The following is a 21,436-nucleotide window of genomic DNA, read 5'->3' as shown; positions in this document are numbered from 1 at the left end:
GGAGGGACGCTTGATGAGGAACGCGCTCCATGAAAACGTTCGCCGTTATTTCGAGGAGAAGGAACTGGTGGATCTGACCTTGGCCATAGTGGCCATCAACGCCTGGAACCGCCTGGCCATTGCCTTCCGCACCCCTGCCGGCAGCTACCGGCCGGATCTGGACCGATAGATGGGATACTACTTCCGCCTCAGCCCGCGACCGCCCTTTCGTTTGGATCTCACGGTCTGGGCGCTGCGCCGTCAAGCCCATAACAGGATGGATGGCTGGGAGAGCGAAACCTATCGGCGCGTCTGGCGCTATGGGGACGACTGGCTGAAAGTCCGGCTCTGGCAGACGAAGGGCGATCCCGATCCGTTTCTGGAAGGAGAAATCTACGAAGGCCCCCAGGACGAGCGGACCGTCTCCTGGGTCCGCGCGCAACTCACCTGGATGCTAAGCCTGGATCGGGATCTTGGCCCCTTTTACGTGGTAGCCGCTGGAGATCCTCGTCTCGCGTCCTTGGAGGCGCGCTACCGAGGCCTCCGACCACCCCGTTTCCCATCCCTCTTCGAGGGCATGGTCAATGCCGTCGCCTGCCAGCAACTGAGTCTGCATCTGGGTATCACTCTCCTCAACCGACTCTCGGAGCTCTGCAGGGAGGGGGTGGGAGAAATGGACCAGGTGTACCCTTTTCCGGATCCTGGCTCTCTGCTGCGGCAGGAGGTGACGGCCCTGCGTGGTCTAGGCTTCAGCGGCCAGAAGGTGACCGCCTTGCGCGCGCTGGCGGAAGAAGCGGCGGTCGGCGGACTGGAGCGTGAAGACTGGCAGCATTTGCCCAACGCCGCAGCCGTGCAGCGTCTGCTGCGTTTGCGCGGCATCGGCCGCTGGTCGGCGGAGTACGTCCTGCTGCGCACCCTGGGGCGTCTGGACGTTTTCCCCGGTGACGACGTGGGGGCGCGCAAGGCCCTGGCCCGCTGGCTGGAGGAAAACGGCAGCTTGGATTATGCCCAGGTCGCCCACCGGCTCCGGCCATGGCAGCCCTACGCCGGCATGGTATATTTTCTGTTGTTGATGCGGCGACTGGAAGGCGAGGGCCGTATGTGGAACCCCGGCGATGAACTGCCGCTGTCCCAATCGGATCAGGCGGACAGGCGGTAATTGCGCAGAATTTCCAGAAAGCGGCTGATCAGCTCCGAATGCCCCTGGATGTGGAAGATATAACGCGGCACGCTCCGTTCCGTACTGCGAGCCATGAAGGGCTCTCCACAAAAGCTCAGGAGACACTCCGTCCGCCCCGTCGCCGCCGAATCCGCCACGATCAGGGAAATGCTTTCCTGATTGCTGATCCAGGTGGGTTCCTGAACTTTATGGGCGCCTGGGCAGGCGCGGATGGTGGGCAGGATTCCGTCCCGAGGCCAACGGCCTCATGGCAGAGGGCGGTGAATCCTGGTCTTCGTCCCGGCGCGTAGACCCAGCCCCCAATGATGGATCATTCCGGCCAGGGTGATCACCCAAGCGAGCAGAGCCAGATAGAGGAAGACATGCCCGAGAGGGAGTAAAAAGGGCAGATCCATGCTCTGCGCCATATGGAGCGTGCATAGGCTGTACATACCGAGGGGGAAGACGACGCCCCAGTAGAGAGGATCGTAACGCACGGGAAGCCTCTTGACCCCGTGACGCCAGAACTCCAAGGCAATCAATAGCGGGATCCACCAACTCCCTGTGGCCCAGTAAAAGACCGTAAAGCCTTTCAGAAAGGGGAGAAGGGAATGGAGATAGGGCGCCTTGGCGGCGTTGACGATGAGTAGGGAGCCCGCCAGGGTGGAAATGGCCATGGCCCCCATGTTGATCCAGTACGGCGGCACCAGATCCTCAGCCGAAAAAAGGAAGAAAGTGTAACGATAAAAGACAAGCACCACGATCCAGATATAGAGCATGCCGCCCCAGAGCCACAGGGAGAGGGCAATGAAGTTGAATTCCAGCCAATGCACGGGGCCCCAGTGCGCATCCAGAACAGCAGCGAGCACGGCGAGGGACTGGGCGGCAACCACTGCCAAAAACCAGGTACCGGTGATGCCCTCATCCAGAGAAGGCTTATGTTTCCGGATGGTGAAGGCCGTGAAGATGCCGTAGTTCAGTATCAGCCAAAGGGCCATGGCAAGCCCCCAGAGCAGCATCCCCTTTTTCTCCTCGTTCGCCAAAAGGACGAACTGGGTGCCGAGAATGGCGGATCCGGCCACCACGGAAAAGAAACCTGGGCCGCGCTGGTAATCCTTGAAATCCACCCCCATCCGCCGGCCGAAGCGCAGCATGCGCCAGGCAGTCAGGAACCATAAAACCACGTAGAATATTCCGTTGAGCCAGAAGAGCGACCGGGCGAGGAAAGAATAGTCCACCGCCTGGGCCGCCAAGGAGACAGCACCCGTGGCCATCACCAAAGCGAAATAGGCAGGAGCCAAGTTCTCGGCGGCGGAGTCTACCAGACGGGGCAGACCGGTCCGATTCCTTTTCATGTCGGCTGCCTCCTCAGTAACGCCTGGACGATCAGCCCTGCGATCCTCCCTCAGCGAGACGCAGGATACCGCCCTTATGGTAAGCCACATGGCGACTTTTGTCGCTTTGGATGGCGTATTGCGGGTCTTCCGGGCTCGCATGGTGGGTATAGCCGTGGACCGGAAAATCCTGCTCGTGGATGGCAATGATCCGCCCCGTCACCCTGCCGGCTTCCGAGTTCCAGGTAACGTGATCGCCCACGGCAAAGCGTGGTGCCGGCGGCTTTTTCATGAGACCTCCTCAGCGCCAAAAGCTTACGTAGAAACGTGCTGGGCCCAGGAATTCCACCCGGTGCGGCAGATCGGGCGGTATCCAGGCAGGCCGTGCCGGGCTCAGGATCCATGCGCGGGCGCTGCCGTCTTCCAGGCAATATCGCAAGTTCCCTTCCAGGAGCACGATGCGCCCCCAGACCCCGGCTTTGGTGCGGTGACCATGGAGCAGACCGGCGGGGGTGTCGGCGTCGGTAAACTCCGGTGTGCGCTGGTATTCCTTTAGGGGCACGGGCGGCTCGGGCAGGGGCGATTCCGCCCCGCCTTCCCCGATGTCCAGAGATAGGCGTTTATCCCGCACATGCCGCCATTGCTCGGCATCGGGCAGGGCAGGCTTTTTTTGGATGATGACGGGCCAGCGGCGTGCCAGGCGCGCGTTGAGTTCCGGATATTCCTCCATGCCGTTCGGCAAATCCACGTCGCGGAAGATGGCGTCTACCGGGCATTCGGACACACAGAGGGTGCAATCGATGCATTCGTCCGGATCGATGGCCAAAAAGTTGGGGCCCTCGTGGAAGCAATCCACCGGGCATACCGTGACGCAATCGGTATACTTACAGAGAATACAGGCTTCTGTAACCACATGGGTCATTGGATACCCCCCTAAACATACGCCCCGGAAACGCCTTCAACGCCCAGCTCGGGCGGGATTGCGCTCGCCCCATTTCCAAAAATCCGTCAAAACCGATCATCACGGCGTATAAAAGATGCCTTAATCATAACTTCATGCCGATTAACGAAGAGATTTTATACCTATCCCGCGACTCGGCTGCGTTATAATAGCCGTTGGGCTTCCTGTACCACATTATCCACGGTGAATCCCAGATGGCGGAAATTTTCTGGATAGGGTGCACTGGCGCCGAAGCGGCTCAGGCCTATGGTGGCGCCCTCTCCCACCCATTCGCACCACCCCAGGGATGCCGCAGCCTCTACGGCGAGCCGGACTTTGATATCTCGTGGGAGCACCGTATCCCGGTAAGCCGCTGGCTGGGCGCGGAACAGCTCCCAGCTGGGCATGCTGACCACCCGGGCATCTATTCCTCGCTCGTATAGTTTGGCCTGGGCTTGCAGAACGAGCTGCACCTCGGAACCGCTGGCTAGGAGAAGAATATGAGGGCGACCGCCCCGTTCTCGGGACAGCACATAGGCCCCCTGCATGCTCCCTCTGGCCTCACCGAGAAGGCTGCGGTCCCATACGGGAAGGGATTGCCGCGTAAGGACGAGCATCGTAGGCCCGTCCCGGCGGATGATGGCCGCACGCCACGCATAGGCCGCCTCGTTGGCATCGGCTGGACGGATTACGCACAGATTGGGCATGGCGCGGAACGACGCCAGATGTTCTATCGGTTGATGCGTCGGTCCATCTTCCCCGAGACCGATGGAATCGTGGGTCATCACGTAAATCACGGGCAGCCTCATCATGGCGGCGAGACGGATGGCCGGCCGCGCATAGTCGGTGAAGATCAGAAAACTTGCGCCATAAGGGCGAATCCCGCCATGGAGCGCCATACCGGAACAGGCGGCACACATGACGTGCTCGCGCACCCCCCAGTGAATGTTGCGATTTTTGTAACCGTCTTTTTCAAAATCCCCGGAACTGGCGATCCGGGTATTGGTGGACGGCGCCAGATCTCCGCTACCGCCCATCAACCAGGGAACCTTATCGGCAAAAGCGTTCAAAGTCTTCTCGGAGGCCACCCGAGTCGCCATGGGGCCATCCTCAGGAGTAAAGTGGGGAATGTTCTCGTCCCAACCTTCAGGAAGCTCCCCCGCCATGGCCGCTATCAGATGGGCGCCCTCCTGGGGGTAATCCTTCTGATAGGCTTCGAATTTCCGATTCCATGCCGATTCCAGATCCGCCCCGCGCTCCTGAGCCTGACGCATATGCATTAACACCGGATCCGGGACGAGGAATCCGGCGTCCGGTGGCCATCCATAGAACGCTTTCGTGGCACGAATCTCCGCTTCCCCCAACGGGGCTCCATGGGCCTTGGCGGTATCCTGGGCATGAGGGGCGCCATAGGCGATATGAGACCGGACGATGATCAAGGAGGGCTGATTGCTTTCCTGCTGCGCATTACGGAAGGCGTTCTCCAATGTGTCGAGCTCATTCGCCGCCTCGCCCAGGTTTTGGACATGCCAATGGTAAGCGTCGAAACGCCGGGCGACGTCGTCGGAAAAGGCCAGTGCCGTACTCCCTTCGATGGTAATGTGGTTGTCGTCATAGAGCACGATCAGTTTGCCCAAAGCTAAATGCCCAGCCAGGGAAGCGGCTTCGTGGGATGCCCCCTCCATGAGATCGCCGTCACTACAAAAAACGTAGGTCTGGTGATTGATGATTTCATATCCCGGCCGGTTGAAGCGGGCTGCCAAATGGGCCTCGGCCATGGCCATGCCCACCGCGTTCATCAGGCCCTGACCAAGAGGGCCAGTGGTGGTTTCTACCCCTGGAGTGAGGCCGTATTCCGGATGTCCGGGAGTCTTGCTGCCCCATTGACGAAAATGCCGGATTTCTTCGAGTGAAAGGTCATATCCGCTGAGATGGAGTAAGGCATACAGCAGCATGGAGGCATGCCCAGCCGATAAGACGAAGCGGTCCCGGTTGAACCACATGGGATTGCACGGATGGTGTCGAAGGAATCGCGTCCATAGCACGTAGCCGGCTGGAGCCAACGCCATGGGCGTCCCTGGATGCCCTGAATCGGCCTGTTGCACAGCGTCCATAGCCAGCGTGCGAATCGTATTGATAGAAAGCTGATCAATGGATGTGTATTCCCCCCCAAAGGGGGCTGTTGGAGTTGTCATGGGATTCCTCCATTATGTCAAGAGTGGCGGCAATGGTCTTCCTCAAACAAGCGGCGCAGCCTTTGCAGGTCTTCGACCAGGATACTGCGCCAACGGGAATTTCCTCATCCAATACCGCATTCAATACCTTGCCCGCATGACTGACAAATGGCCGGCCCAGCCTCTCTTCCATGCTTCCGGGCGCCTCGCCCACCAGCATGATCCTAGCATCGGCCGGGCATCCCCCGGAACAGCTTGTATCCGCCCTTCATGGAGCGGACTGCGGGTGCAGACGCATACCCCTCTGGCGATGCATCCAAGGCTCGGCATTCGAGCCGGCGACGCTTCTACATTCATGGGTCGATCTTTCTGTTAAAAGATCACTCTGTTATCATGTTTCGCTTATGGGGATGGATTCATCGCGGAGTTTTTTCCATTCCTGTATGGGGACATCACAGATACGTTTGCCGCTATAGCCCTTTTCGAGAAGCGTTTCCAGCATGGCGGCCGCCAACTTCTTATCGGTTTCCGGACCCATGTTCCCGGCGAGTACGCACAGATCCATATCGGCCTGAATCACTTTTTTGCTCTCGTTCATAGCGCTACCCCCTTCCTTCGGCAGAAGATCATGTAAATAAATTACTAAGGCAATTATAGACTAATCATGATTCTGTGGAACTTTTCAATTCCCCAGCAGTCTGTCGGACCCAACCTATTGAAGTATAATTATTTACAATTCAATATGATGAGGTTCCTCGCTGTTTCAAGTGGGTAAGGGATAGAATACTGGTCGCGGAAGGCGCGCAGATACAAGGCGGGATGCTGGGTTGCCGCGCGCTGCAGACCATGGCGGAGCTGGACAACCCCCATATGGGGCTGGCGCTGGAAATGGATCAGTGGCAGGCCATGGAAAGCCTGGTGTGGAATCTCGGCATGCGCTATCCCGACCTGACCATTGTGCCCCCTTTGCGGGGCCTGTCCATCTTCGGGCTGGAAACTTTGCACTTTTTCAGCCACGAGATTTTCATGCTGCGCTTGCGGGACAACCTCGCCCGCCCTGGGCCGCGGATCATCAAGAGGGCCTTTGACCTAACGGCGGCCAGCATCCTGGTGCTGCTCCTGTCGCCCCTGCTGCTCTTTCTGGCGTGGCGGATTCGCCGGGACGATGGCGGGCCGGTGCCTTTGTGCAGGAACCGGTGGGGCGGGGCGGGCGGCCCTTTCCCTGTTACAAGTTCCGCAGCATGGTCGTCGATGCCGAAAGCCGTCTGCGGTAATATCTTACCAGCCATCCCGAGTTGCACGCCGAATATCAGCGCAATTTCAAGTTGCGCGATGACCCCCGCGTGACGCGCATCGGACGCTTTCTGCGCCGCACCAGTCTGGATGAACTCCCCCAGTTGTTCAACGTGCTCCGAGGCGAAATGAGCCTGATGGGCCCGCGCTCCCCTGCTGGACCGGGAGCTGGAATGCTACGGCAACGGGTTCGCCCTCTATCGCCAGGTCTATCCCGGAATCACCGGCCTGTGGCAGACCAGCGGCCGCTCCGAAACCACCTTCGCCGAACGCGCCTCTCTGGATGCGTGGTACGTGAAGAACTGGTCCCTGTGGTACGACATCGTCATCCTGCTGCGCACCGTAAAAGTGGTATTGCTTCGGAGAGGAGTGTATTGACCATTATAATCACATTCCTATTCTTGAAGCAGGCTGTGCTGTCGCTGTTCTTGAAGCATGTGCTGCGCCAGCTTGGGATTGAGGTGGCCTGACAATAGTGGACACGGGAGCCTCATGATCTTCGGTAGTGCTTTGTCAGCAAAAACACGGCCGACGGTGTCCAGTATCCCTCTTCAGAAAACCCGATGTCCAGAAAATGTCCAGAAAAACAAAAAGGAGCTAGGCGATATTTGCTTAACTACTTGTTTCTTTTGGCCCCCCGGGATAGGCTCGAACTGCCGACCTAGTGACCAACAGTCCGGACGCGTTTGCCCGTAGCGAACCGCACCGGCGCATCATCAACCGGCTTCGCCCCTTGATGGAGCAGACCAGTTTCGAGATCGAGGGCCGGTCAGAATGTGACCAACAAACGGTTCACATCCTGACACCGGAAGCTATGCACAATCTGACCTTATTCGCTAGGTTTACATACCATTGAATGAAAGCCAATCATGTTGCCTTCCGTATCCTGAACAAGAGCGATGAAACCATGTTCACCGATAGACGTTTTTTCTTTGATCAAAATACCGCCATGTGAGACGGCACGTGCCGCTTCAACAGCACAGTCTTCACAACCAAAATATACCATGGTGCCACCAACCCCAGAGGATTTGCCTTCCATTTTTACTAGCATGCCTCCGGCGCCGTAGGTGTTCATCCCGGTTTCTCTGTCCATGGGGAAAGACCACATTTCCATAGTCATTTCCGCTGTCGGAGCGGGCATTTCACACAGCTTGATTGCGAGAACTGCTTCGTAGAAGCTTTTGGCACGCTCCATGTCTTGAACGTAAATTTCAAACCAAACAACAGGATTACTTTTACTATGCATTGTGTTTCTCCTTATGGTTGATCAAGTTAGCAACAAATAATGGTGGTTTCAATTTTCAAGTAATCGGATGAACATCCCCTTCACTCCATCGCGGTCCGATGCCACGATGGGGGACCTATGGATCCAGTGTATTGTTGACTGGAGCACCCCGGACGCTAAAGTAAAGTCTACACCAAAACTGCCGGTTTTGAACGATGCTTTGTTTGACGTTGACTACCATTTTGCTCTTCGGACCAAACAATGCCTGGCTGCCTCACAAGCGTCTGCCAGTGATAGCAAAGCCGGGGTCAGATCCCGCACATCCATTTCGTGCGCATCCAGGGCTGGGCCATCATCGGTAATCCGGAAATGTTCAGCGCTCATGGAAGAATGATTATCACAGTTCCAGGCTACCTCATATAGCCAATGACACAGTCTTTCCCCGGGGTTCTCCTGTGCATGTACAATCTTCGCCCCGAAGGTTTCGGTGGTTCTAACAGGCATGTGCAGATCTCCAGCGAAAATCTTTCCCCGGCGCAGGCGCAGGCCATGGTCCAGCACAGCTTGTGGCAGATGCAGGCGATGCAGGTATCCATGGATCGGCAAATAACCCGGATGCAGCGCCTGATGCGCGTCTCTTTCGGCCCCTTCGCCTTGCCCTCGTTCCGCTTGCCGGTACCGGTCACCCTGCTTTCGTCGCCTCCGGAAATGCCGTTTTCGGGGGCCATCCCTCGAGACCCCCTGAGCCTGGGCGCAGGCGCCAATGCGGCGCCATCCCTACCCATGACTCCCCTGCCGGGGCATCGGACCCTGCAGGTACGTTGGGATCGACCCAAGGCCCCTTCGCCAAAGATCCCGCTTTGATCAGGGGACGAGATCCTACACCCCAAAGACCAGCCCGCGGTGTCTGAACACGGGCAGCAGACGATGGTGCTCTCTCTCGTCCTCTTGAACCAGGCGTCTGCCGGGAACCGCGTCCCATCGACCCGGTTCAGCCCCACGTCACGGGGCACCTTAGCTCGTATCCGGATGGATCGAATCCTGCTTGCGGCATCTTCCCTCAGATTCGCAAGGACTCATCCGGCCCTCATTCCGATATTCTGCATCCTCCTCTCGGCAACACTCGCTTATTCACGCGACATCATCAGACTGGGTTGAGGATAACTACGGTTCCACCTTGTGTGGGCACTAACGCATCGCCGATCACCACCCCTGGTAACCCACGTCGACGCCAGGGGAAAGTGAGGAGGTAAACTGAGTCGACTGTAATTTTCGAAGGATACCGAAATGAAAAAACCAATTTGTCGATCTCTCTGCCCTCTTCCGTCGGCAGAATAAAAAACGTGCAAATGGATAGATGCCCACGCTCCAGCAATTGCACCAGATACGGCCGCGTGACATTGAGCAGAGGTCTGCAAACAAGGGGAACGGCGAGTGCTTGCCTGGCAGGGTTTGGGAGACTAAGGTTTATAATAAAATTCTATAGGCAATAATAAGGAGACGCCGTGGAACCCAAGACCATCTCATCGCATCAACTCCATCACGCGCTTCCCGATGTGATCCGGGGAACACCTTCCGCCGCTGTCACGCCCCCAGATGATGTCACTCTGGACTTCACCACCCATGCCGGAAATCATCTGATACTCCACATACCCCGGTCCCTTTTCGATGCGCTCTGTATACGATTGGGCAATGCCTACAAGGCGGGATGCTGGGTTGCCGCGCGCTGCAGGGAAGTGGATGGCCTTTCGCAGCAAAGCATCGAACGCTACGTGAACATCATGACGTGTGACAAGTTCGGTCTGGAGCGCGGTTCGAGCAACAATCCGCACATCACGGTGTCCTCCTCAACAGCGGTCTGAGTCCAGCGCAAAGGACTGACCATGTTGACAGAGGATGCCGACGGGGACGTTCCAGACGCCCTTGAAGAAATAGCCGAGGTTGGACAGGACGAAGCCTGCCTCTGGCCCGAAACGCCGGAATTCGACGCCATAGCCGACCCTGCCTGGGAAGCCGGGGCGTCCGATCATTTTGACGCCATAAAGCTCTATCTGCAGGAAATCGGCCATAACCCCCTGCTCACGGCGGAGGAGGAGGTCTCCCTGGGTCTCAGCGCACAACAGGGGGATATTACGGCTCGCAATCGCCTGGTGGAATGCAACCTCCGTCTCGTCGTCCGCATTGCGCGCCGCTACCAACGGCAGCACACCCTTCCGCTCCTCGATCTCATCGAAGAGGGGAATCTCGGATTGATCCGTGCGGCGGAATTATTTGATCCGACGCGGGGATTTCGGTTTTCCACCTATGCCACCTGGTGGATTCGCCAGAATATAGACCGAGGCATCATGCAGCAGTCGCGAGTGGTACGGTTGCCTACCCATATCATCAAAAATCTCAGCGCGGTGCTGCGCAGTTCCCGGCAGATCGCACAAACGATGCAGGGCGACCCTCGCGTAGAAGACGTGGCGCAGGTCATGGGCAAGTCCGTCGCCTATGTGGAGGACTGTCTCCAGCAGGACCGCCGTGTGGTCAGTCTGGATGCGCCCTCCCGATGGGAGGGTAGCCCATCTTTGGCGCAAACGTTGGTGGATGCCGATCAGGCGGACCTGGGGGCTTCTCTTGAAGAACAGGACCTCCAGAGGCAGATTCACCGAGCCCTCCTGGGTCTGGACGTGCGACATCGTACGATCCTGATCCGTCGTTTCGGCATAGACGGTCAGGACGGGGCGTCCCTTTCCGCTATCGGCAAAGAGTTGGGCGTAAGCCACGAACGGGTCAGACAGCTACAGGAGGAGGCATTGGATCTGCTGCGCCAGCATACGGAGTTACAGTAAATCACTCAGGAGGACTTTTTTATGGAAATCATCGACGCGTCTGCCATGAGCAGGCTGCGCACCCAAGCCCAAAACTTTCAGCATACCCGGCCTTACCCATGGATTTGCATTTCTGATTTTCTTTATCCGGAAAAGTTTGACCAACTCTGCAAGGATCTTCCCGATCCTGCCCTTTTTGAATCCCAAATGGGCTATAAAAGAGCGCATGGGCAACAAAGCCATGATCGCCTCGCGCTACAGTATCGTCCGGCACTGGAAAAAGTGCTGGCACCGAGCTGGAAGTATTTTATTCAAGAATTGCAGAGCGATGCCTACAAATCCTTCTGGCGGGAGATGCTGGGCTTAAGCCCCAGGACACCCGTGATTCTCACCATGCACTGGCATTACGCCCCGCCCGGCGGGTCCGTTTCGCCGCATACCGACGCCCGGCGCAAGCTCGGTTCTCATATCTTCTATTTCAACACCCCGGATGACTGGGATGAGGCCTGGGGCGGGCAGACCCTGGTACTGGACGATGGGGGCAAATGGCCACGCCACTCGGCTCCGGACTATGCGGACTTGCGCGAAGCCGGCGCCTCCCAGGTGCTGGGAAATCGCAGTTTTCTCTTCGCGCAGACCGATCATTCCTGGCATGCCGTCAAGGCGGTTCAGTGCCCGGTGGGGCATATGCGCAAAGTTTTTATCGTCGTGGCCAACCGCCTCACGCCGCAGGTGATCTGGCGGCGTATCCGCGGTAAGGACGCCGACGGCTACCGGCTGGCAGGCGGAATTGAGGAAAAACCAACTCCCGATGCAGGTGGATAACGCATTTATTGCTCAAGGAGAGGACTCATGCGTCTCCCGTTTTTTACTGTCCCACAGTGGCTACGGATTCTCGGATTGGTCACCTTGTTTTCAGTGGCGCCTTCGGCTTGGGCCGTTACCCTGATGCCCAGCGGCGCACCCTATCTGAGCGTTGGCGCCGGCGCCTTCAATCTGGTCGGTGCGGTCGATGATGCCGGCTACAACCATACTCCGGCCGAGTTCAATGCGGAGTACCAATCCGGATTCCGGTTTTATGGCATTGGCTATATGCTGGGCTTGCTGGCCAACACCGATGGTGGCGTCGATGGTTATGGAGGCCTTTATGCCGACCTTGCGTTGACCCCGCACTGGATACTCACGCCAGAAGCGGCCGTGAGCGGCTATAGTCAAGGCAACAGTAAAAATATGGGTAGCAATTTTCTCTTCCGGCTGGAGTTGGGGTTGGCCTACCAGATGGATGACGGCGGGCGCCTGGGACTGAAAATTGCGCATTTGTCCAATGGGGATCTCTACACAAGCAATCCGGGAGAAAACGAACTCCTGGTTACCTATTCATTTCCCCTGAGTTGATTGTACCGGCATTGGTGCAAAGGACGTCCTCATGAACGGCAAAGACATCGCAACACTGTATCGTTTCAGAGTGTTCAACAGTATCTGGAGCGCATGTTTCCTGCTCCTGTGGAGCACAGCAGTCTGGGCGGCGGTACCGGATACGCCCACTATCATGGTCCGGGACATCACCCAGGAGGTCATCCGCGTATTGCAGACGCATGAGGGAAAACCCTTCACACCCGCCGTCCAGCAACAGATCGCGGATATTGTGCTGCCCCACATCGATTTCATGACCATGTCGCGCTTCGTCATGAGTCAATACTGGAGCCAGATGACGCCGGCACAGCAGGATGAATTCGTCCAGCTTTTCAAGGAGCAACTGGTTCATACCTACATGATTGCATTCAGTCATTACTCCGGCCAGACGGTACAGATCCTTAGCAGTCGCCAGATATATCGACATCCTGACATCGTGCAGGTGAATACGAAGATTCGGCAAACGAACGGGCTGGCGAACATTCCGGTCACCTATGCGTTCCTCCAGGAACGTTCCGGCTGGAAGATTTACGATGTATTCATCGACGGGGTTTGCATGAACCTGACTTACCGGAATACGTACGGGCAAACAGTGGCCCATAAAGGAATCGCCAGTTTTCTCCAGGATCTGAGCAAAAAGGAGCGGCCCTGGAATAAGGGCCAGTGACTGCGGCGGACAATGGGCCGCGCCCAAAGAGAGGAGCGCCCATCCGCACTGCACCTGTCCGGACAAAAAGAGCACCATTGGCTGCGCAACGTGTCACGGCTGTCGGTATCTACGTATCCAGTGAAATACCAGCGCTCCCACTGACCTTGTGACAGAGGGGGCTTGTCCTATCCATTTTCTGAATTATCGGATCAGAAGGGGAAATGCGTCTGACAGATCGTCGGACAGGGCGAATTTTTTCACCTCACCTGATGCACCAGAGGAGCGGTTTCTAGACTCGGTCTAAGAAAGCAAGGCAACAGGGGCGGGGGCCGCTGCCGTCATATGCCCGTCACTGATATGGATACCTCCATATGTGCAAGTGACATTCAGCCGGTTGCAGGAAATGGGGGTTGGGAATCCGTTGAGATGGTCCGGCGCTACGCACATCCTGCTCCGGAACATCTGGCGGGAGACTCAGCAAACATTGAGGGCGCGCTATCGTCCACTGGTACAAATTTGTCACAATCCCCTTTACTTGATAGCGCACAAGAAAGGCTAACAACCTGATTAACTTGGCTCCCCGGGACAGGCTCGAACTGCCGACCTAGTGATTAACAGTCACCCGCTCTACCGACTGAGCTACCGGGGAAAAGTGCGCGTATCCTAGCCTTCTGTGCAACGTGCGTCAAGAACCGCTGCAGAACCAGAACTTCCCCTTGCCAAACTGGCACATTTGGGCTATCTACTTTTCATAGAGAAAAGAAGGGGGAAGAGGACGATGCGAAAGCAACACGTTATGTCACCTGTGGGTTCCGTGAAGCGTGGGGGCGGACTTCTGCTATTGCTGACCATGACCCTCAGCGGCTGTGCCACCATGACGCCGCCGCCAGCAGTCCGATCTTCCGATAACGCATCATCCGCTTACGACAATCGCGCGGAAACCACCATACTCGATGCCGTGCTCGTGCATACGATCGCAGAAATTGGCAAGCCCTATCAATGGGGTGGAGACAACCCTCGGACGGGATTCGATTGCAGCGGGTTCATTCAGTATGTATTACGTCGCGCCGGCGTAAACATTCCCCGAACCTCTTTTGCCCAGGCGGCCGCCTTGCCTTCGGTAAACCCCAGGCGCATTCGTCCTGGTGATCTGGTATTTTTCAACACCATGGGCCAGCCCTTCTCCCATGTCGGCATCTATATCGGCGGCGACCAGTTCGTCAGCGCCCTGAACCCCCGCCAGGGTGTGGCGGTACAAAGCTTGCGAATTCCTTACTGGGCGGAGCGTCTGGATGGTGTGCGGCGTCCCATGCCCCCTGAACTGCTGGCGATGCGGGCCCCTTGACCCGGCCACTTCAATCGAATACTTCCGGAATCCTCGTTGGTGAAAATGTCATGCATAAAAATTGGGCCTTGCTTCCGAAGACGATACTGGCGACCTGCATAGCCGCAGCCTCATCAGCCTGCGCGACCAACGTCGGCCCGGTGAATCCACCGGCTGCACCGGCGGTCACAGCACCAGCCCCACTGCCGCCGCTGCCTGCGGCACCCATGCCCGAGCAACCCAGCGCCGCGCTCACCCAGAAGGCCCGAAGTACCTGCGTCAGCAATGTGGCATTCCAGAATTTCCCGCTCCGATACCAGCAACGCCTGCAGGAAATCGCCTGCCACCTGCAGGAGCGGGATGGCCTGCCCGCCGGCTATGTGATTCCTGCCCTGCAAAACGCCCGTTTCAATGCCCGCGCAGTGGAAATGATGACGCCCCCACCCCCTTCCGCCGCTCCCGCGACACCCTATCCGTGGTGGCGTTATCGGGATCGTTTTTTGCGGCAGAACCGTCTGGACCGGGGCGTACAGTTCTGGCGTGATCACGCCGCGTTACTGCAGGCCGTCAGTCAAAAATATGGGGTTTCCGGGCCGATTCTGATGGGTATCCTGAATATCGAAACGGGTTTCGGGACCTTTTTGGGCAAATTTTCCGTGCTCAACAGCAATTTGAGCCTGGCATTGGCATTACCGGGGCGGCGCCGGTTTTTTCTGCATCAAACCGCGGAAACCCTGAAGCTCGCGCAGCGGTTGGGCGTCCCTCCGGGGACACTCCAGGGTTCACCGGCGGGTGCCATGGGCATGTCCCAGTTTCTCGCCAGCAGTTACCTGCGCTACGGGGTCACATGGAATGATCCTCCCGGCGGGCCGATGCCCAACCTGTGGCACTCACCTGCCGACGTCCTCGCTTCTACTGCCAACTTCTTCCGTGGCCACGGCTGGCAGCCGGGGCAGCCGGTGTTGAGCCAAGTATCCGGCAATCGGGGAACGAACGTAGCGCCATTCCTGCATGGCAGGCACCCACTCGCGCAACTACGCGCCGCCGGCATCCGTCCGGAGGTGCCGTCCGGACTTCCGGGATCCACGCCCGTAGGCCTGCTGCGCCTGCAGACAGAGCATGGCCCGACCCTGTTCATCGCCTACCCCAATTTCTACGCCATCATGGGCTACAACCCGAATACCTATTACTCGGCAACGGTATGGGCCTATGCCGAGGCGATCAGGAGGATTGTCAACGGCTGATCCGGAGCCACCCCTGTGCTAATATGGTGCCTTCGGTTTCCAGAAGGCAGAGGTCCGTGTGGGTTTGGAGAAATCGGGAATGCAGTCGGTTGATCAGGTCATTCGCGCCCGTTGGGTAGTACCGGTTCGCCCGCGCACCGTGCTCCACGATCACGCGCTGGCGGTGCAGGATGGGCGTATCGTTGCCATCGGTCCCGCCGCAGAAATACTCACGCGCTACACCGCGGCCAGCATGACCCACCTCGACCAACATGTCCTGATGCCCGGACTGGTCAATGCCCATACCCATGCGGCCATGACCCTGATGCGCGGACTCGCGGATGACCTTCCGCTGATGACGTGGCTGAATGCACATATCTGGCCCGTGGAAGGTCGTTTTGTCAGCCCCGGATTTGTGGCCATAGGCACCGAACTGGCTGTTGCGGAGATGCTGCGCGGCGGCACCACCACCTTCAATGACATGTATTTCTTCCCGGAAGCCGCGGCGGAAGTCGCCCAGCGCATGGGCATGCGGGCTACCATCGGACATGTCGTCATCGACTTCCCCACGGCTTACGCGGCGAACGCCGACGTCTGTCTGCAATTGGCTGCAGACTTGTTGCCGCGCCTGCGCCGGATGCCCCTCATTCACCAGAGCATCGCGCCCCACGCGCCGTACACGGTGGGAGACGCGGGGCTCTGCGGCGCGCGCGATCTGGCCGCCAGCGAAAAACTGCCCCTGCATATGCATGTCCACGAGACAGCGCATGAAATCGATGAGGCCATCGCCCGGGACGGCATGCGGCCGTTGGCGCGGCTGGCCCGACTGGGGCTATTGAATCAGCACTTTCTTGCCGTTCACATGACCCGGTTGAATGAAGAGGACCTGGCGATCTGCCGGAACAGTGGCCTGCAGGTAGCCCACTGCCCCGAATCCAATCTGAAGTTGGCCTCCGGAATGGCACCCGTTGCCACCCTGCGCAAACAGGGCACCCGGCTGGCGATCGGTACCGATGGCGCGGCCAGCAACAACGACCTCGACATGCTGGGTGAATTGCGCACCGCAGCCTTGTTGGCGAAAGGTGTGAGTGGGGACCCCACCGTTTTCCCCGCCTGGGAGGCCTTGGAAGCTGCAACACTGGGAGGCGCGGAAGCCATCGGCTGGGGCGCGGAAACGGGCAGCCTGGAACCCGGCAAGGCCGCCGACTGCATCGCCATTGACCTGGATCACCCGGCGACTTATCCGGTGTACGACCCGGTCTCGCAGGTGGTGTATTGTGCGGGCCGCGATCAGGTCAGCCATGTCTGGGTAAACGGTAACCCGCGTGTCGTCGAAGGACGAGCCGTGGATTGGGACACGCAGGAACTGTTCGCACGCGTTCGGGGCTGGGTAGAGCGCATTCGTGAAAAGGATAATGACAGATGAATAGTGATCAGGCTGAAGTGAACAAATTCGACGCCCTCTCCGGTCAGTGGTGGGATACCGATGGGCCATTTCGTACCCTGCATGAAATCAACCCGTTGCGCCTGGATTTTATCGCCAGAGGCTGTGGCGGGCTGGCGGGCAAAAAGGTGCTGGACGTGGGTACCGGGGGCGGGCTCCTCGCCGAAGCCATGGCGCGTCAGGGGGCGGAGGTTACCGGGATCGATCTCGCGGAGGACGGCCTGGACGTGGCGCGCGCCCATGCGGATGCCAACCATCTCCACATCGACTACCGGCAGATCGCCGTCGAGGATCTGGCCACGGAAAAACCGGAGTATTACGACGTGGTGACCTGCATGGAAATGCTGGAGCATGTGCCGGATCCTGCCGCCGTGGTGGATGCCTGCGCCCGCCTGCTCCATCCCGGCGGAGATGCCTTTTTTGCCACCCTCAATCGCGGCCCCAAAAGCTATCTGATGGCTATAGTCGGAGCCGAATACGTGCTTGGACTGCTCCCCCGCGGAACCCACGACTATCGGAAGTTCATCCGGCCCAGCGAGTTGCTGGCCATGACCCACCAAAGTCATCTGCAGACCATGGCCCTCAAGGGCATGCACTTTGACCCGATCCGCCACCGCGGGCGTCTGAGCGATGATGTCAGCATCAACTACCTGAGTCAGGCGCGCAAAGCAGCACCTAATGTCTGAACAGGCGGCCGTACTTTTCGATCTCGACGGCACCCTGGTGGATACGGCTCCCGATCTCGGAGCCACAGCCAATCGGATGCGTACCGAACGCGGTTTGCCGGCCATGCCCCTGGAAATGCTCCGCCCGGTCGCTTCCCAGGGCGCCCGCGGCCTTTTGCGGGTGGCTTTTCAGGTGCATCCGGAGGACCCGGATTTTGCACCCCTGCGAGCGGAGTTTCTGGAGATTTATGCCGCCCATATCTGCGAACGGAGCACCCTTTTCCCGGGTATGGCAAAAGCACTGACGACCCTGTCGGAGCGCGGCTTGGCATGGGGCGTCGTAACCAATAAACCGGGGTTTCTGACCCTGCCTTTGCTGAGTGCGCTCAAACTGCCCGTTGCCCCCGCCGCCATCGTCAGCGGCGACACGACGACGCACGCCAAGCCTGATCCAATGCCGGTCACCCGCGCTCTCGCCGAGATGGGGGCCAGCGCGGCCCGCAGCCTCATGATCGGCGACGATCCCCGCGATATGGCAGCAGGCAGGGGCGCGGGAACTCGCTGCTGGGCAGCGGCCTGGGGCTACATCGAGGCTGGTAACGACCCGCAGCACTGGGGTGCCGACCAAATCATCCAGCGCAGTGAACAGTTAGAGTTCGCCCTTCTCCATTTCGACGCCCCCGAGTAAAACCGGATGCCCCTGGCTGCGGGTAATCTGCAGAAGCGCCGCGGTCAGTATCAGGGTCCCCCCGAACGATTCGAGGAGCGTCGGTGCTTCCCCGGCCAACCACCAGGCCGATAGTGCACCCACGACGACCTCAAAAGGCATGATCACCGCCGAAACGCTTACCGGCATCCGCGCGACACCGAATTGTACCGCCACCGTCGCCCCGGCAATCCACAGCCAGGAAAAGGCCAGCAGATAACCATAGTCCGGCAGGGATAGTGCCGGTAACCGCTGAAAAAGCGCAAAAGGCAAGGCAAGCAGCACACAGCCCCACCATACCGCAGTGGCGCGATGCATATCACCGAGTGCCGTGTCCGCACGCAGAATGACATTGCTCAGCGCGAAGGCGAGGCCCGAAGATATGGCGAGCAAGTCATTCATATCGAGGTCCGCAAAAGAAAACCCCCGGCCATTGCTGACCACCAGAGCCGACCCGGCCACTGCCAGCAGGGCCGCAAGGACGCCGCGCCAGCCGATCGCCTCCTTCAAAAAAATCCGCGCGGAAAAAATGGCCCAAACCGGCGAAAGATAAAAGAGCAGCAAAATACGGACGACCTCGCCATGCACCAACGCCAGCATGAAGGCCACATTGGTCCAGCCACCAAGCAGGAACAGTCCGACCAGAGTGCGTCCGTGCTGCCGCAACTCATGACGACGGCGCCAGGACCACAACCCGGCTGGAAGCGCCAGCAGTAGGTAAACGGTAAAAATCAGCCACGCGCCGTGCAGGCCCGCTCCATGAAAGTAGCGGAGCGGCCACCAGAGTACGCCCCATAGGCTGGAACCGAGCAGCAGGGCAATGGCGGGAAAGCTCCGGCGGAGCGCAGGGGCAGGGTGGCTGTTCTGGTGAATATCGGTGGTCCCATCTGGAAAAAGGCGATTTCAATCCCGCCGCATTGTCCTGCATAATCCGGCAAAATCCCAGCCCTTTGGCTTCCTGCGGAATCCGCGGTCGCTCCAGGAAAGTTTCGGGGCTTGTCATCACCGCCGTCCTTGCCCCAGAATCGCATCCTATGACGACAGATTCCATGAATCCCCTGCTGGAGACCTTGCAGGCTTACCCTTTCGAGCGCTTGCGCGCGCTGCTGGCAGGAACAATACCGCCAGTAAAGGAGCCCATCGACTTCTCCATCGGTGAACCACGCCACCCGGCGCCAGCCATAGTCAGTGAAGCGATCATCGAACACCTGCATGGTCTCGCGGAGTATCCCAAGGTGCTGGGCGACCTGCGTTTACGCCGGGCCATCGCGGACTGGGCAAGCCGGCGCTTTACCTTGCCCGCCGGTTTTCTGGATCCGGAACAGCACATCATCCCCGCCAACGGCAGCCGCGAGGCCCTGTTCAGTATCGCGCAGGCGGTGCTGCCGCCCTGTCAGACCCCCAAGCCCCTGGTCTTGTTACCCAATCCCTTCTATCAGATCTATGAAGGAGCCGCACTGCTGGCGGGGGCGGAACCCTATTTTCTGAACTGCGATGCGAGCGGGCAGCCGAACTTTCTCGCGATAGAGGAATCGGTCTGGGCCCGCTGCGCGTTGCTCTATATCAACTCGCCCCATAATCCCACGGGGGCGACCCTGTCACTGGAAACCCTGGGCTGGCTGATCCGCAAAGCCCGGCAATATGGCTTCGTGCTCGCCGCCGATGAGTGCTATAGCGAACTGTATCCCGAAGGACAGGCACCCGCTGGCATTCTGGAAGCGGCGGCAGCGACGGGCAGCCTGGCGCAGGTGCTGGCTTTTCACAGTCTCTCCAAGCGCTCCAGCATTCCCGGTGCGCGCAGCGGCTTTGTGGCGGGTGATGCCGATATTCTCAAGGCCTTTGTTCGTTACCGCACCTATCTGGGTGCGGCCACCCCACCCTTCATCCAGGCCGCAGCCATCGCCGCCTGGCAGGACGAGCAGCACGTGCATCACACTCGCGCCGATTATGCCCGCAAATTCGCCGCCGCCCATGACATTCTCGGTGCGCTATTACCCATCGAGACACCCGCTGGCGGCTTTTATCTCTGGCCGCGGGTCGGCGATGGCGAAGCCTTCGTGCGCGCCCTCTATGGGGCAGAACATGTGCGCTGTCTACCCGGCGCTTATCTCGCAAGAGAGGCCCACGGCGTCCACCCCGGTCGGGATAGGGTCCGCATCGCGCTGGTCGGCAGCCTGGAAGATTGCGTCGAGGGTCTGCAGCGCATACGTCGCTTTATGGAACAGCATCCCATTTCCACTGTTAACAACTATTAATCAAGGAGTTCGTGTGAGTCAGAATCTTGCCACCATGATCGACGCCGCGTGGGAAAATCGTGCGGAGATCTCCCCCAAGCAGGCCCCCGCGGAGCTTCGGGAAGCCGTGCATCAGACCATCGAAGGACTGGACAAGGGCGTCCTGCGCGTCGCCGAAAAGCGCGATGGCCAATGGATCACCCATCAGTGGATCAAGAAGGCGGTGCTGCTCTCCTTCCGTTTGCAGGATAATGCCCGGATTCCGGGGGGCGAGACCAATTTTTACGACAAGGTGCCGGGCAAGTTCGCCGATTATAACAGCAACGATTTCCGCACCGGCGGTTTTCGGGTGGTGCCCCCCGCCACGGCGCGGCGCGGAGCCTTTATCGGTCGCAACTGCGTGCTGATGCCGTCTTTTGTCAATATCGGTGCCTATGTGGATGAGGGTACCATGGTGGACACCTGGGCGACGGTCGGCTCCTGCGCCCAGATCGGCAAACATGTGCATCTGTCCGGCGGTGTCGGCATCGGTGGTGTGCTGGAGCCCTTACAGGCCAACCCCACCATCATCGAGGACAACTGTTTCATCGGTGCCCGCTCGGAAGTGGTGGAAGGTGTGATCGTTGAGGAAGGCTCGGTCATCTCCATGGGCGTCTTTATCGGCTCCAGCACGCGCATTTATGATCGTGCAACCGGCGAAATCACCTACGGACGGGTGCCCGCCGGTTCGGTGGTGGTTTCCGGCAGTCTGCCCTCCAAGGACGGCAGCTACAGCCTCTACTGCGCGGTCATCGTCAAGCAGGTGGATGCCAAGACTCTTGGCAAAGTGGGCATCAACGCCATTCTCCGCGATATCTGAGG

Annotated in this window: 24 protein-coding genes, 1 tRNA gene and 3 pseudogenes; 18 read left to right on the top strand and 10 right to left on the bottom strand. The window is 58.9% G+C overall.

Translation table 11 applies throughout. The features are described 5' to 3' along the window. Window positions 1–10 precede the first annotated feature (10 nt). Complete coding sequence (locus AFE_RS16355) at window positions 11–169, top strand: carboxymuconolactone decarboxylase family protein (RefSeq protein WP_155644732.1); 159 nt, start codon at window positions 11–13, stop codon at window positions 167–169. After that, window positions 170–1,138, top strand: a complete 969-nt coding sequence (locus AFE_RS08560) for a DNA-3-methyladenine glycosylase family protein (protein WP_012536800.1) — start codon at window positions 170–172, stop codon at window positions 1,136–1,138. 266 nt (window positions 1,139–1,404) lie between these two features. Here AFE_RS08560 and AFE_RS08550 read toward each other — a convergent pair whose 3' ends face one another. The 7 genes and pseudogenes from AFE_RS08550 to AFE_RS08530 form a co-directional block, all read right to left on the bottom strand. After that, on the bottom strand, window positions 1,405–2,493 hold the full coding sequence (locus tag AFE_RS08550) for a tellurite resistance/C4-dicarboxylate transporter family protein (protein ID WP_012536799.1): 1,089 nt from the start codon (window positions 2,491–2,493) through the stop codon (window positions 1,405–1,407). A gap of 31 nt (window positions 2,494–2,524) precedes the next feature. Further along, entirely contained in the window at window positions 2,525–2,764 is a 240-nt protein-coding gene (locus AFE_RS08545; protein ID WP_012536798.1) for a hypervirulence associated TUDOR domain-containing protein, read from the bottom strand. A gap of 9 nt (window positions 2,765–2,773) precedes the next feature. Then, the gene (locus AFE_RS16805) at window positions 2,774–3,034 is read right to left on the bottom strand and encodes a DUF1971 domain-containing protein (protein ID WP_225487659.1); all 261 of its coding nucleotides are present in this window, start codon (window positions 3,032–3,034) and stop codon (window positions 2,774–2,776) included. Between the two features lie 54 nt (window positions 3,035–3,088). Further along, a pseudogene (fdxA, locus tag AFE_RS16800) lies at window positions 3,089–3,394 on the bottom strand (ferredoxin FdxA); the annotation flags it as partial. A 182-nt stretch (window positions 3,395–3,576) separates the two neighbouring features. After that, on the bottom strand, window positions 3,577–5,607 hold the full coding sequence (gene tkt, locus AFE_RS08535; protein ID WP_012536797.1) for a transketolase: 2,031 nt from the start codon (window positions 5,605–5,607) through the stop codon (window positions 3,577–3,579). Next, a pseudogene (locus tag AFE_RS17095) lies at window positions 5,561–5,815 on the bottom strand (uracil-DNA glycosylase family protein); the annotation flags it as partial. The pseudogene AFE_RS17095 and the gene tkt, both read right to left, overlap by 47 nt. 162 nt (window positions 5,816–5,977) lie before the next feature. Then, on the bottom strand, window positions 5,978–6,184 hold the full coding sequence (locus AFE_RS08530; protein WP_012536796.1) for a hypothetical protein: 207 nt from the start codon (window positions 6,182–6,184) through the stop codon (window positions 5,978–5,980). A gap of 221 nt (window positions 6,185–6,405) precedes the next feature. Between AFE_RS08530 and AFE_RS17180 the strand changes: the two genes are divergently transcribed. The 3 genes and pseudogenes from AFE_RS17180 to AFE_RS16935 all read left to right on the top strand — a co-directional run bounded on the left by AFE_RS17180 (window position 6,406) and on the right by AFE_RS16935 (window position 7,257). After that, window positions 6,406–6,933 carry a sugar transferase gene (locus AFE_RS17180; RefSeq protein WP_273699428.1) on the top strand — a complete coding sequence of 176 codons (528 nt, stop codon included), beginning with the start codon at window positions 6,406–6,408 and terminating at the stop codon, window positions 6,931–6,933. After that, window positions 6,930–6,977 (top strand): annotated as a pseudogene (locus tag AFE_RS17175) (hypothetical protein); the annotation flags it as partial. The gene AFE_RS17180 and the pseudogene AFE_RS17175, both read left to right, overlap by 4 nt. A gap of 55 nt (window positions 6,978–7,032) precedes the next feature. Continuing rightward, window positions 7,033–7,257 carry a sugar transferase gene (locus AFE_RS16935; protein WP_306674771.1) on the top strand — a complete coding sequence of 75 codons (225 nt, stop codon included), beginning with the start codon at window positions 7,033–7,035 and terminating at the stop codon, window positions 7,255–7,257. Window positions 7,258–7,708: 451 nt separating this feature from the next. Here AFE_RS16935 and AFE_RS08520 read toward each other — a convergent pair whose 3' ends face one another. After that, window positions 7,709–8,125 carry a VOC family protein gene (locus AFE_RS08520; RefSeq protein ID WP_012536795.1) on the bottom strand — a complete coding sequence of 139 codons (417 nt, stop codon included), beginning with the start codon at window positions 8,123–8,125 and terminating at the stop codon, window positions 7,709–7,711. A gap of 438 nt (window positions 8,126–8,563) precedes the next feature. On the opposite strand from AFE_RS08520, the gene AFE_RS08515 reads away from it, so the two are divergent. The 6 genes from AFE_RS08515 (at window position 8,564) to AFE_RS08490 (ending at window position 12,997) form a co-directional block, all read left to right on the top strand. Then, window positions 8,564–8,968, top strand: coding sequence for a hypothetical protein (locus AFE_RS08515; protein WP_012536792.1), 405 nt, complete (start codon window positions 8,564–8,566; stop codon window positions 8,966–8,968). Between the two features lie 641 nt (window positions 8,969–9,609). After that, window positions 9,610–9,966, top strand: a complete 357-nt coding sequence (locus AFE_RS08510) for a hypothetical protein (protein ID WP_012536791.1) — start codon at window positions 9,610–9,612, stop codon at window positions 9,964–9,966. Window positions 9,967–9,987: 21 nt separating this feature from the next. Then, the gene (locus AFE_RS08505; RefSeq protein WP_012536790.1) at window positions 9,988–10,938 is read left to right on the top strand and encodes a sigma-70 family RNA polymerase sigma factor; all 951 of its coding nucleotides are present in this window, start codon (window positions 9,988–9,990) and stop codon (window positions 10,936–10,938) included. 21 nt (window positions 10,939–10,959) lie between these two features. Beyond that, entirely contained in the window at window positions 10,960–11,742 is a 783-nt protein-coding gene (locus AFE_RS08500) for a 2OG-Fe(II) oxygenase (protein WP_012536789.1), read from the top strand. A 27-nt stretch (window positions 11,743–11,769) separates the two neighbouring features. Further along, on the top strand, window positions 11,770–12,312 hold the full coding sequence (locus AFE_RS08495) for an acyloxyacyl hydrolase (protein WP_012536788.1): 543 nt from the start codon (window positions 11,770–11,772) through the stop codon (window positions 12,310–12,312). A gap of 31 nt (window positions 12,313–12,343) precedes the next feature. Then, window positions 12,344–12,997, top strand: a complete 654-nt coding sequence (locus AFE_RS08490) for an MlaC/ttg2D family ABC transporter substrate-binding protein (RefSeq protein ID WP_012536787.1) — start codon at window positions 12,344–12,346, stop codon at window positions 12,995–12,997. Window positions 12,998–13,552: 555 nt separating this feature from the next. On the opposite strand, the gene AFE_RS08485 is transcribed toward AFE_RS08490, so the two are convergent. Next, window positions 13,553–13,628: transfer RNA gene (locus tag AFE_RS08485), tRNA-Asn, on the bottom strand. Between the two features lie 147 nt (window positions 13,629–13,775). Between AFE_RS08485 and AFE_RS08480 the strand changes: the two genes are divergently transcribed. The 5 genes from AFE_RS08480 to AFE_RS08460 all read left to right on the top strand — a co-directional run bounded on the left by AFE_RS08480 (window position 13,776) and on the right by AFE_RS08460 (window position 18,323). Beyond that, window positions 13,776–14,324: a C40 family peptidase gene (locus AFE_RS08480; RefSeq protein ID WP_009565289.1), complete on the top strand. Its 549-nt coding sequence runs from the start codon at window positions 13,776–13,778 to the stop codon at window positions 14,322–14,324. 50 nt (window positions 14,325–14,374) lie between these two features. Beyond that, window positions 14,375–15,547 (top strand): lytic murein transglycosylase, encoded by a 1,173-nt coding sequence (locus tag AFE_RS08475; RefSeq protein ID WP_041646068.1) that lies wholly within the window; start codon window positions 14,375–14,377, stop codon window positions 15,545–15,547. 79 nt (window positions 15,548–15,626) lie between these two features. Continuing rightward, a complete protein-coding gene (locus tag AFE_RS08470) occupies window positions 15,627–16,952 on the top strand; it encodes a TRZ/ATZ family hydrolase (protein ID WP_012536784.1) in 1,326 nt (441 codons plus the stop codon). After that, window positions 16,949–17,656, top strand: coding sequence for a bifunctional 2-polyprenyl-6-hydroxyphenol methylase/3-demethylubiquinol 3-O-methyltransferase UbiG (ubiG, locus tag AFE_RS08465; RefSeq protein WP_009564443.1), 708 nt, complete (start codon window positions 16,949–16,951; stop codon window positions 17,654–17,656). Before AFE_RS08470 ends, ubiG begins: the two co-directional genes overlap by 4 nt. Then, window positions 17,649–18,323 carry an HAD family hydrolase gene (locus tag AFE_RS08460; protein ID WP_009564442.1) on the top strand — a complete coding sequence of 225 codons (675 nt, stop codon included), beginning with the start codon at window positions 17,649–17,651 and terminating at the stop codon, window positions 18,321–18,323. Before ubiG ends, AFE_RS08460 begins: the two co-directional genes overlap by 8 nt. On the opposite strand, the gene AFE_RS08455 is transcribed toward AFE_RS08460, so the two are convergent. Further along, entirely contained in the window at window positions 18,285–19,154 is an 870-nt protein-coding gene (locus AFE_RS08455; RefSeq protein ID WP_080513197.1) for a DMT family transporter, read from the bottom strand. The two genes, AFE_RS08460 and AFE_RS08455, sit on opposite strands and share 39 nt — an antisense overlap. Before the next feature lie 221 nt (window positions 19,155–19,375). Here AFE_RS08455 and dapC point away from each other — a divergent pair, with 221 nt between their 5' ends. Together dapC and dapD are read left to right on the top strand one after the other, a co-directional pair. Then, the gene (gene dapC, locus AFE_RS08450; RefSeq protein ID WP_012607243.1) at window positions 19,376–20,596 is read left to right on the top strand and encodes a succinyldiaminopimelate transaminase; all 1,221 of its coding nucleotides are present in this window, start codon (window positions 19,376–19,378) and stop codon (window positions 20,594–20,596) included. A gap of 13 nt (window positions 20,597–20,609) precedes the next feature. Continuing rightward, complete coding sequence (gene dapD, locus AFE_RS08445) at window positions 20,610–21,434, top strand: 2,3,4,5-tetrahydropyridine-2,6-dicarboxylate N-succinyltransferase (protein ID WP_012536781.1); 825 nt, start codon at window positions 20,610–20,612, stop codon at window positions 21,432–21,434. Window positions 21,435–21,436 lie beyond the last annotated feature (2 nt).

This window comes from Acidithiobacillus ferrooxidans ATCC 23270 (genome assembly GCF_000021485.1).
Taxonomy (GTDB): domain Bacteria; phylum Pseudomonadota; class Gammaproteobacteria; order Acidithiobacillales; family Acidithiobacillaceae; genus Acidithiobacillus; species Acidithiobacillus ferrooxidans.
The sequence above is the reverse complement of the archived record's forward strand: the minus strand, read 5'-3'. Positions and strand labels throughout refer to the sequence as shown.

What these genes read in the sequence shown, in the direction of transcription:
- AFE_RS08560 (WP_012536800.1), top strand. Translation starts at nt 170, where the DNA reads ATGGGATACTACTTCCGCCTCAGCCCGCGACCGCCCTTTCGTTTGGAT.
- AFE_RS08550 (WP_012536799.1), bottom strand. Translation starts at nt 2,493, where the DNA reads ATGAAAAGGAATCGGACCGGTCTGCCCCGTCTGGTAGACTCCGCCGCC.
- AFE_RS08545 (WP_012536798.1), bottom strand. Translation starts at nt 2,764, where the DNA reads ATGAAAAAGCCGCCGGCACCACGCTTTGCCGTGGGCGATCACGTTACC.
- tkt (WP_012536797.1), bottom strand. Translation starts at nt 5,607, where the DNA reads ATGACAACTCCAACAGCCCCCTTTGGGGGGGAATACACATCCATTGAT.
- AFE_RS08530 (WP_012536796.1), bottom strand. Translation starts at nt 6,184, where the DNA reads ATGAACGAGAGCAAAAAAGTGATTCAGGCCGATATGGATCTGTGCGTA.
- AFE_RS17180 (WP_273699428.1), top strand. Translation starts at nt 6,406, where the DNA reads ATGCTGGGTTGCCGCGCGCTGCAGACCATGGCGGAGCTGGACAACCCC.
- AFE_RS08520 (WP_012536795.1), bottom strand. Translation starts at nt 8,125, where the DNA reads ATGCATAGTAAAAGTAATCCTGTTGTTTGGTTTGAAATTTACGTTCAA.
- AFE_RS08515 (WP_012536792.1), top strand. Translation starts at nt 8,564, where the DNA reads ATGTACAATCTTCGCCCCGAAGGTTTCGGTGGTTCTAACAGGCATGTG.
- AFE_RS08505 (WP_012536790.1), top strand. Translation starts at nt 9,988, where the DNA reads ATGTTGACAGAGGATGCCGACGGGGACGTTCCAGACGCCCTTGAAGAA.
- AFE_RS08500 (WP_012536789.1), top strand. Translation starts at nt 10,960, where the DNA reads ATGGAAATCATCGACGCGTCTGCCATGAGCAGGCTGCGCACCCAAGCC.
- AFE_RS08495 (WP_012536788.1), top strand. Translation starts at nt 11,770, where the DNA reads ATGCGTCTCCCGTTTTTTACTGTCCCACAGTGGCTACGGATTCTCGGA.
- AFE_RS08490 (WP_012536787.1), top strand. Translation starts at nt 12,344, where the DNA reads ATGAACGGCAAAGACATCGCAACACTGTATCGTTTCAGAGTGTTCAAC.
- AFE_RS08480 (WP_009565289.1), top strand. Translation starts at nt 13,776, where the DNA reads ATGTCACCTGTGGGTTCCGTGAAGCGTGGGGGCGGACTTCTGCTATTG.
- AFE_RS08475 (WP_041646068.1), top strand. Translation starts at nt 14,375, where the DNA reads ATGCATAAAAATTGGGCCTTGCTTCCGAAGACGATACTGGCGACCTGC.
- AFE_RS08470 (WP_012536784.1), top strand. Translation starts at nt 15,627, where the DNA reads ATGCAGTCGGTTGATCAGGTCATTCGCGCCCGTTGGGTAGTACCGGTT.
- ubiG (WP_009564443.1), top strand. Translation starts at nt 16,949, where the DNA reads ATGAATAGTGATCAGGCTGAAGTGAACAAATTCGACGCCCTCTCCGGT.
- AFE_RS08460 (WP_009564442.1), top strand. Translation starts at nt 17,649, where the DNA reads ATGTCTGAACAGGCGGCCGTACTTTTCGATCTCGACGGCACCCTGGTG.
- dapC (WP_012607243.1), top strand. Translation starts at nt 19,376, where the DNA reads ATGACGACAGATTCCATGAATCCCCTGCTGGAGACCTTGCAGGCTTAC.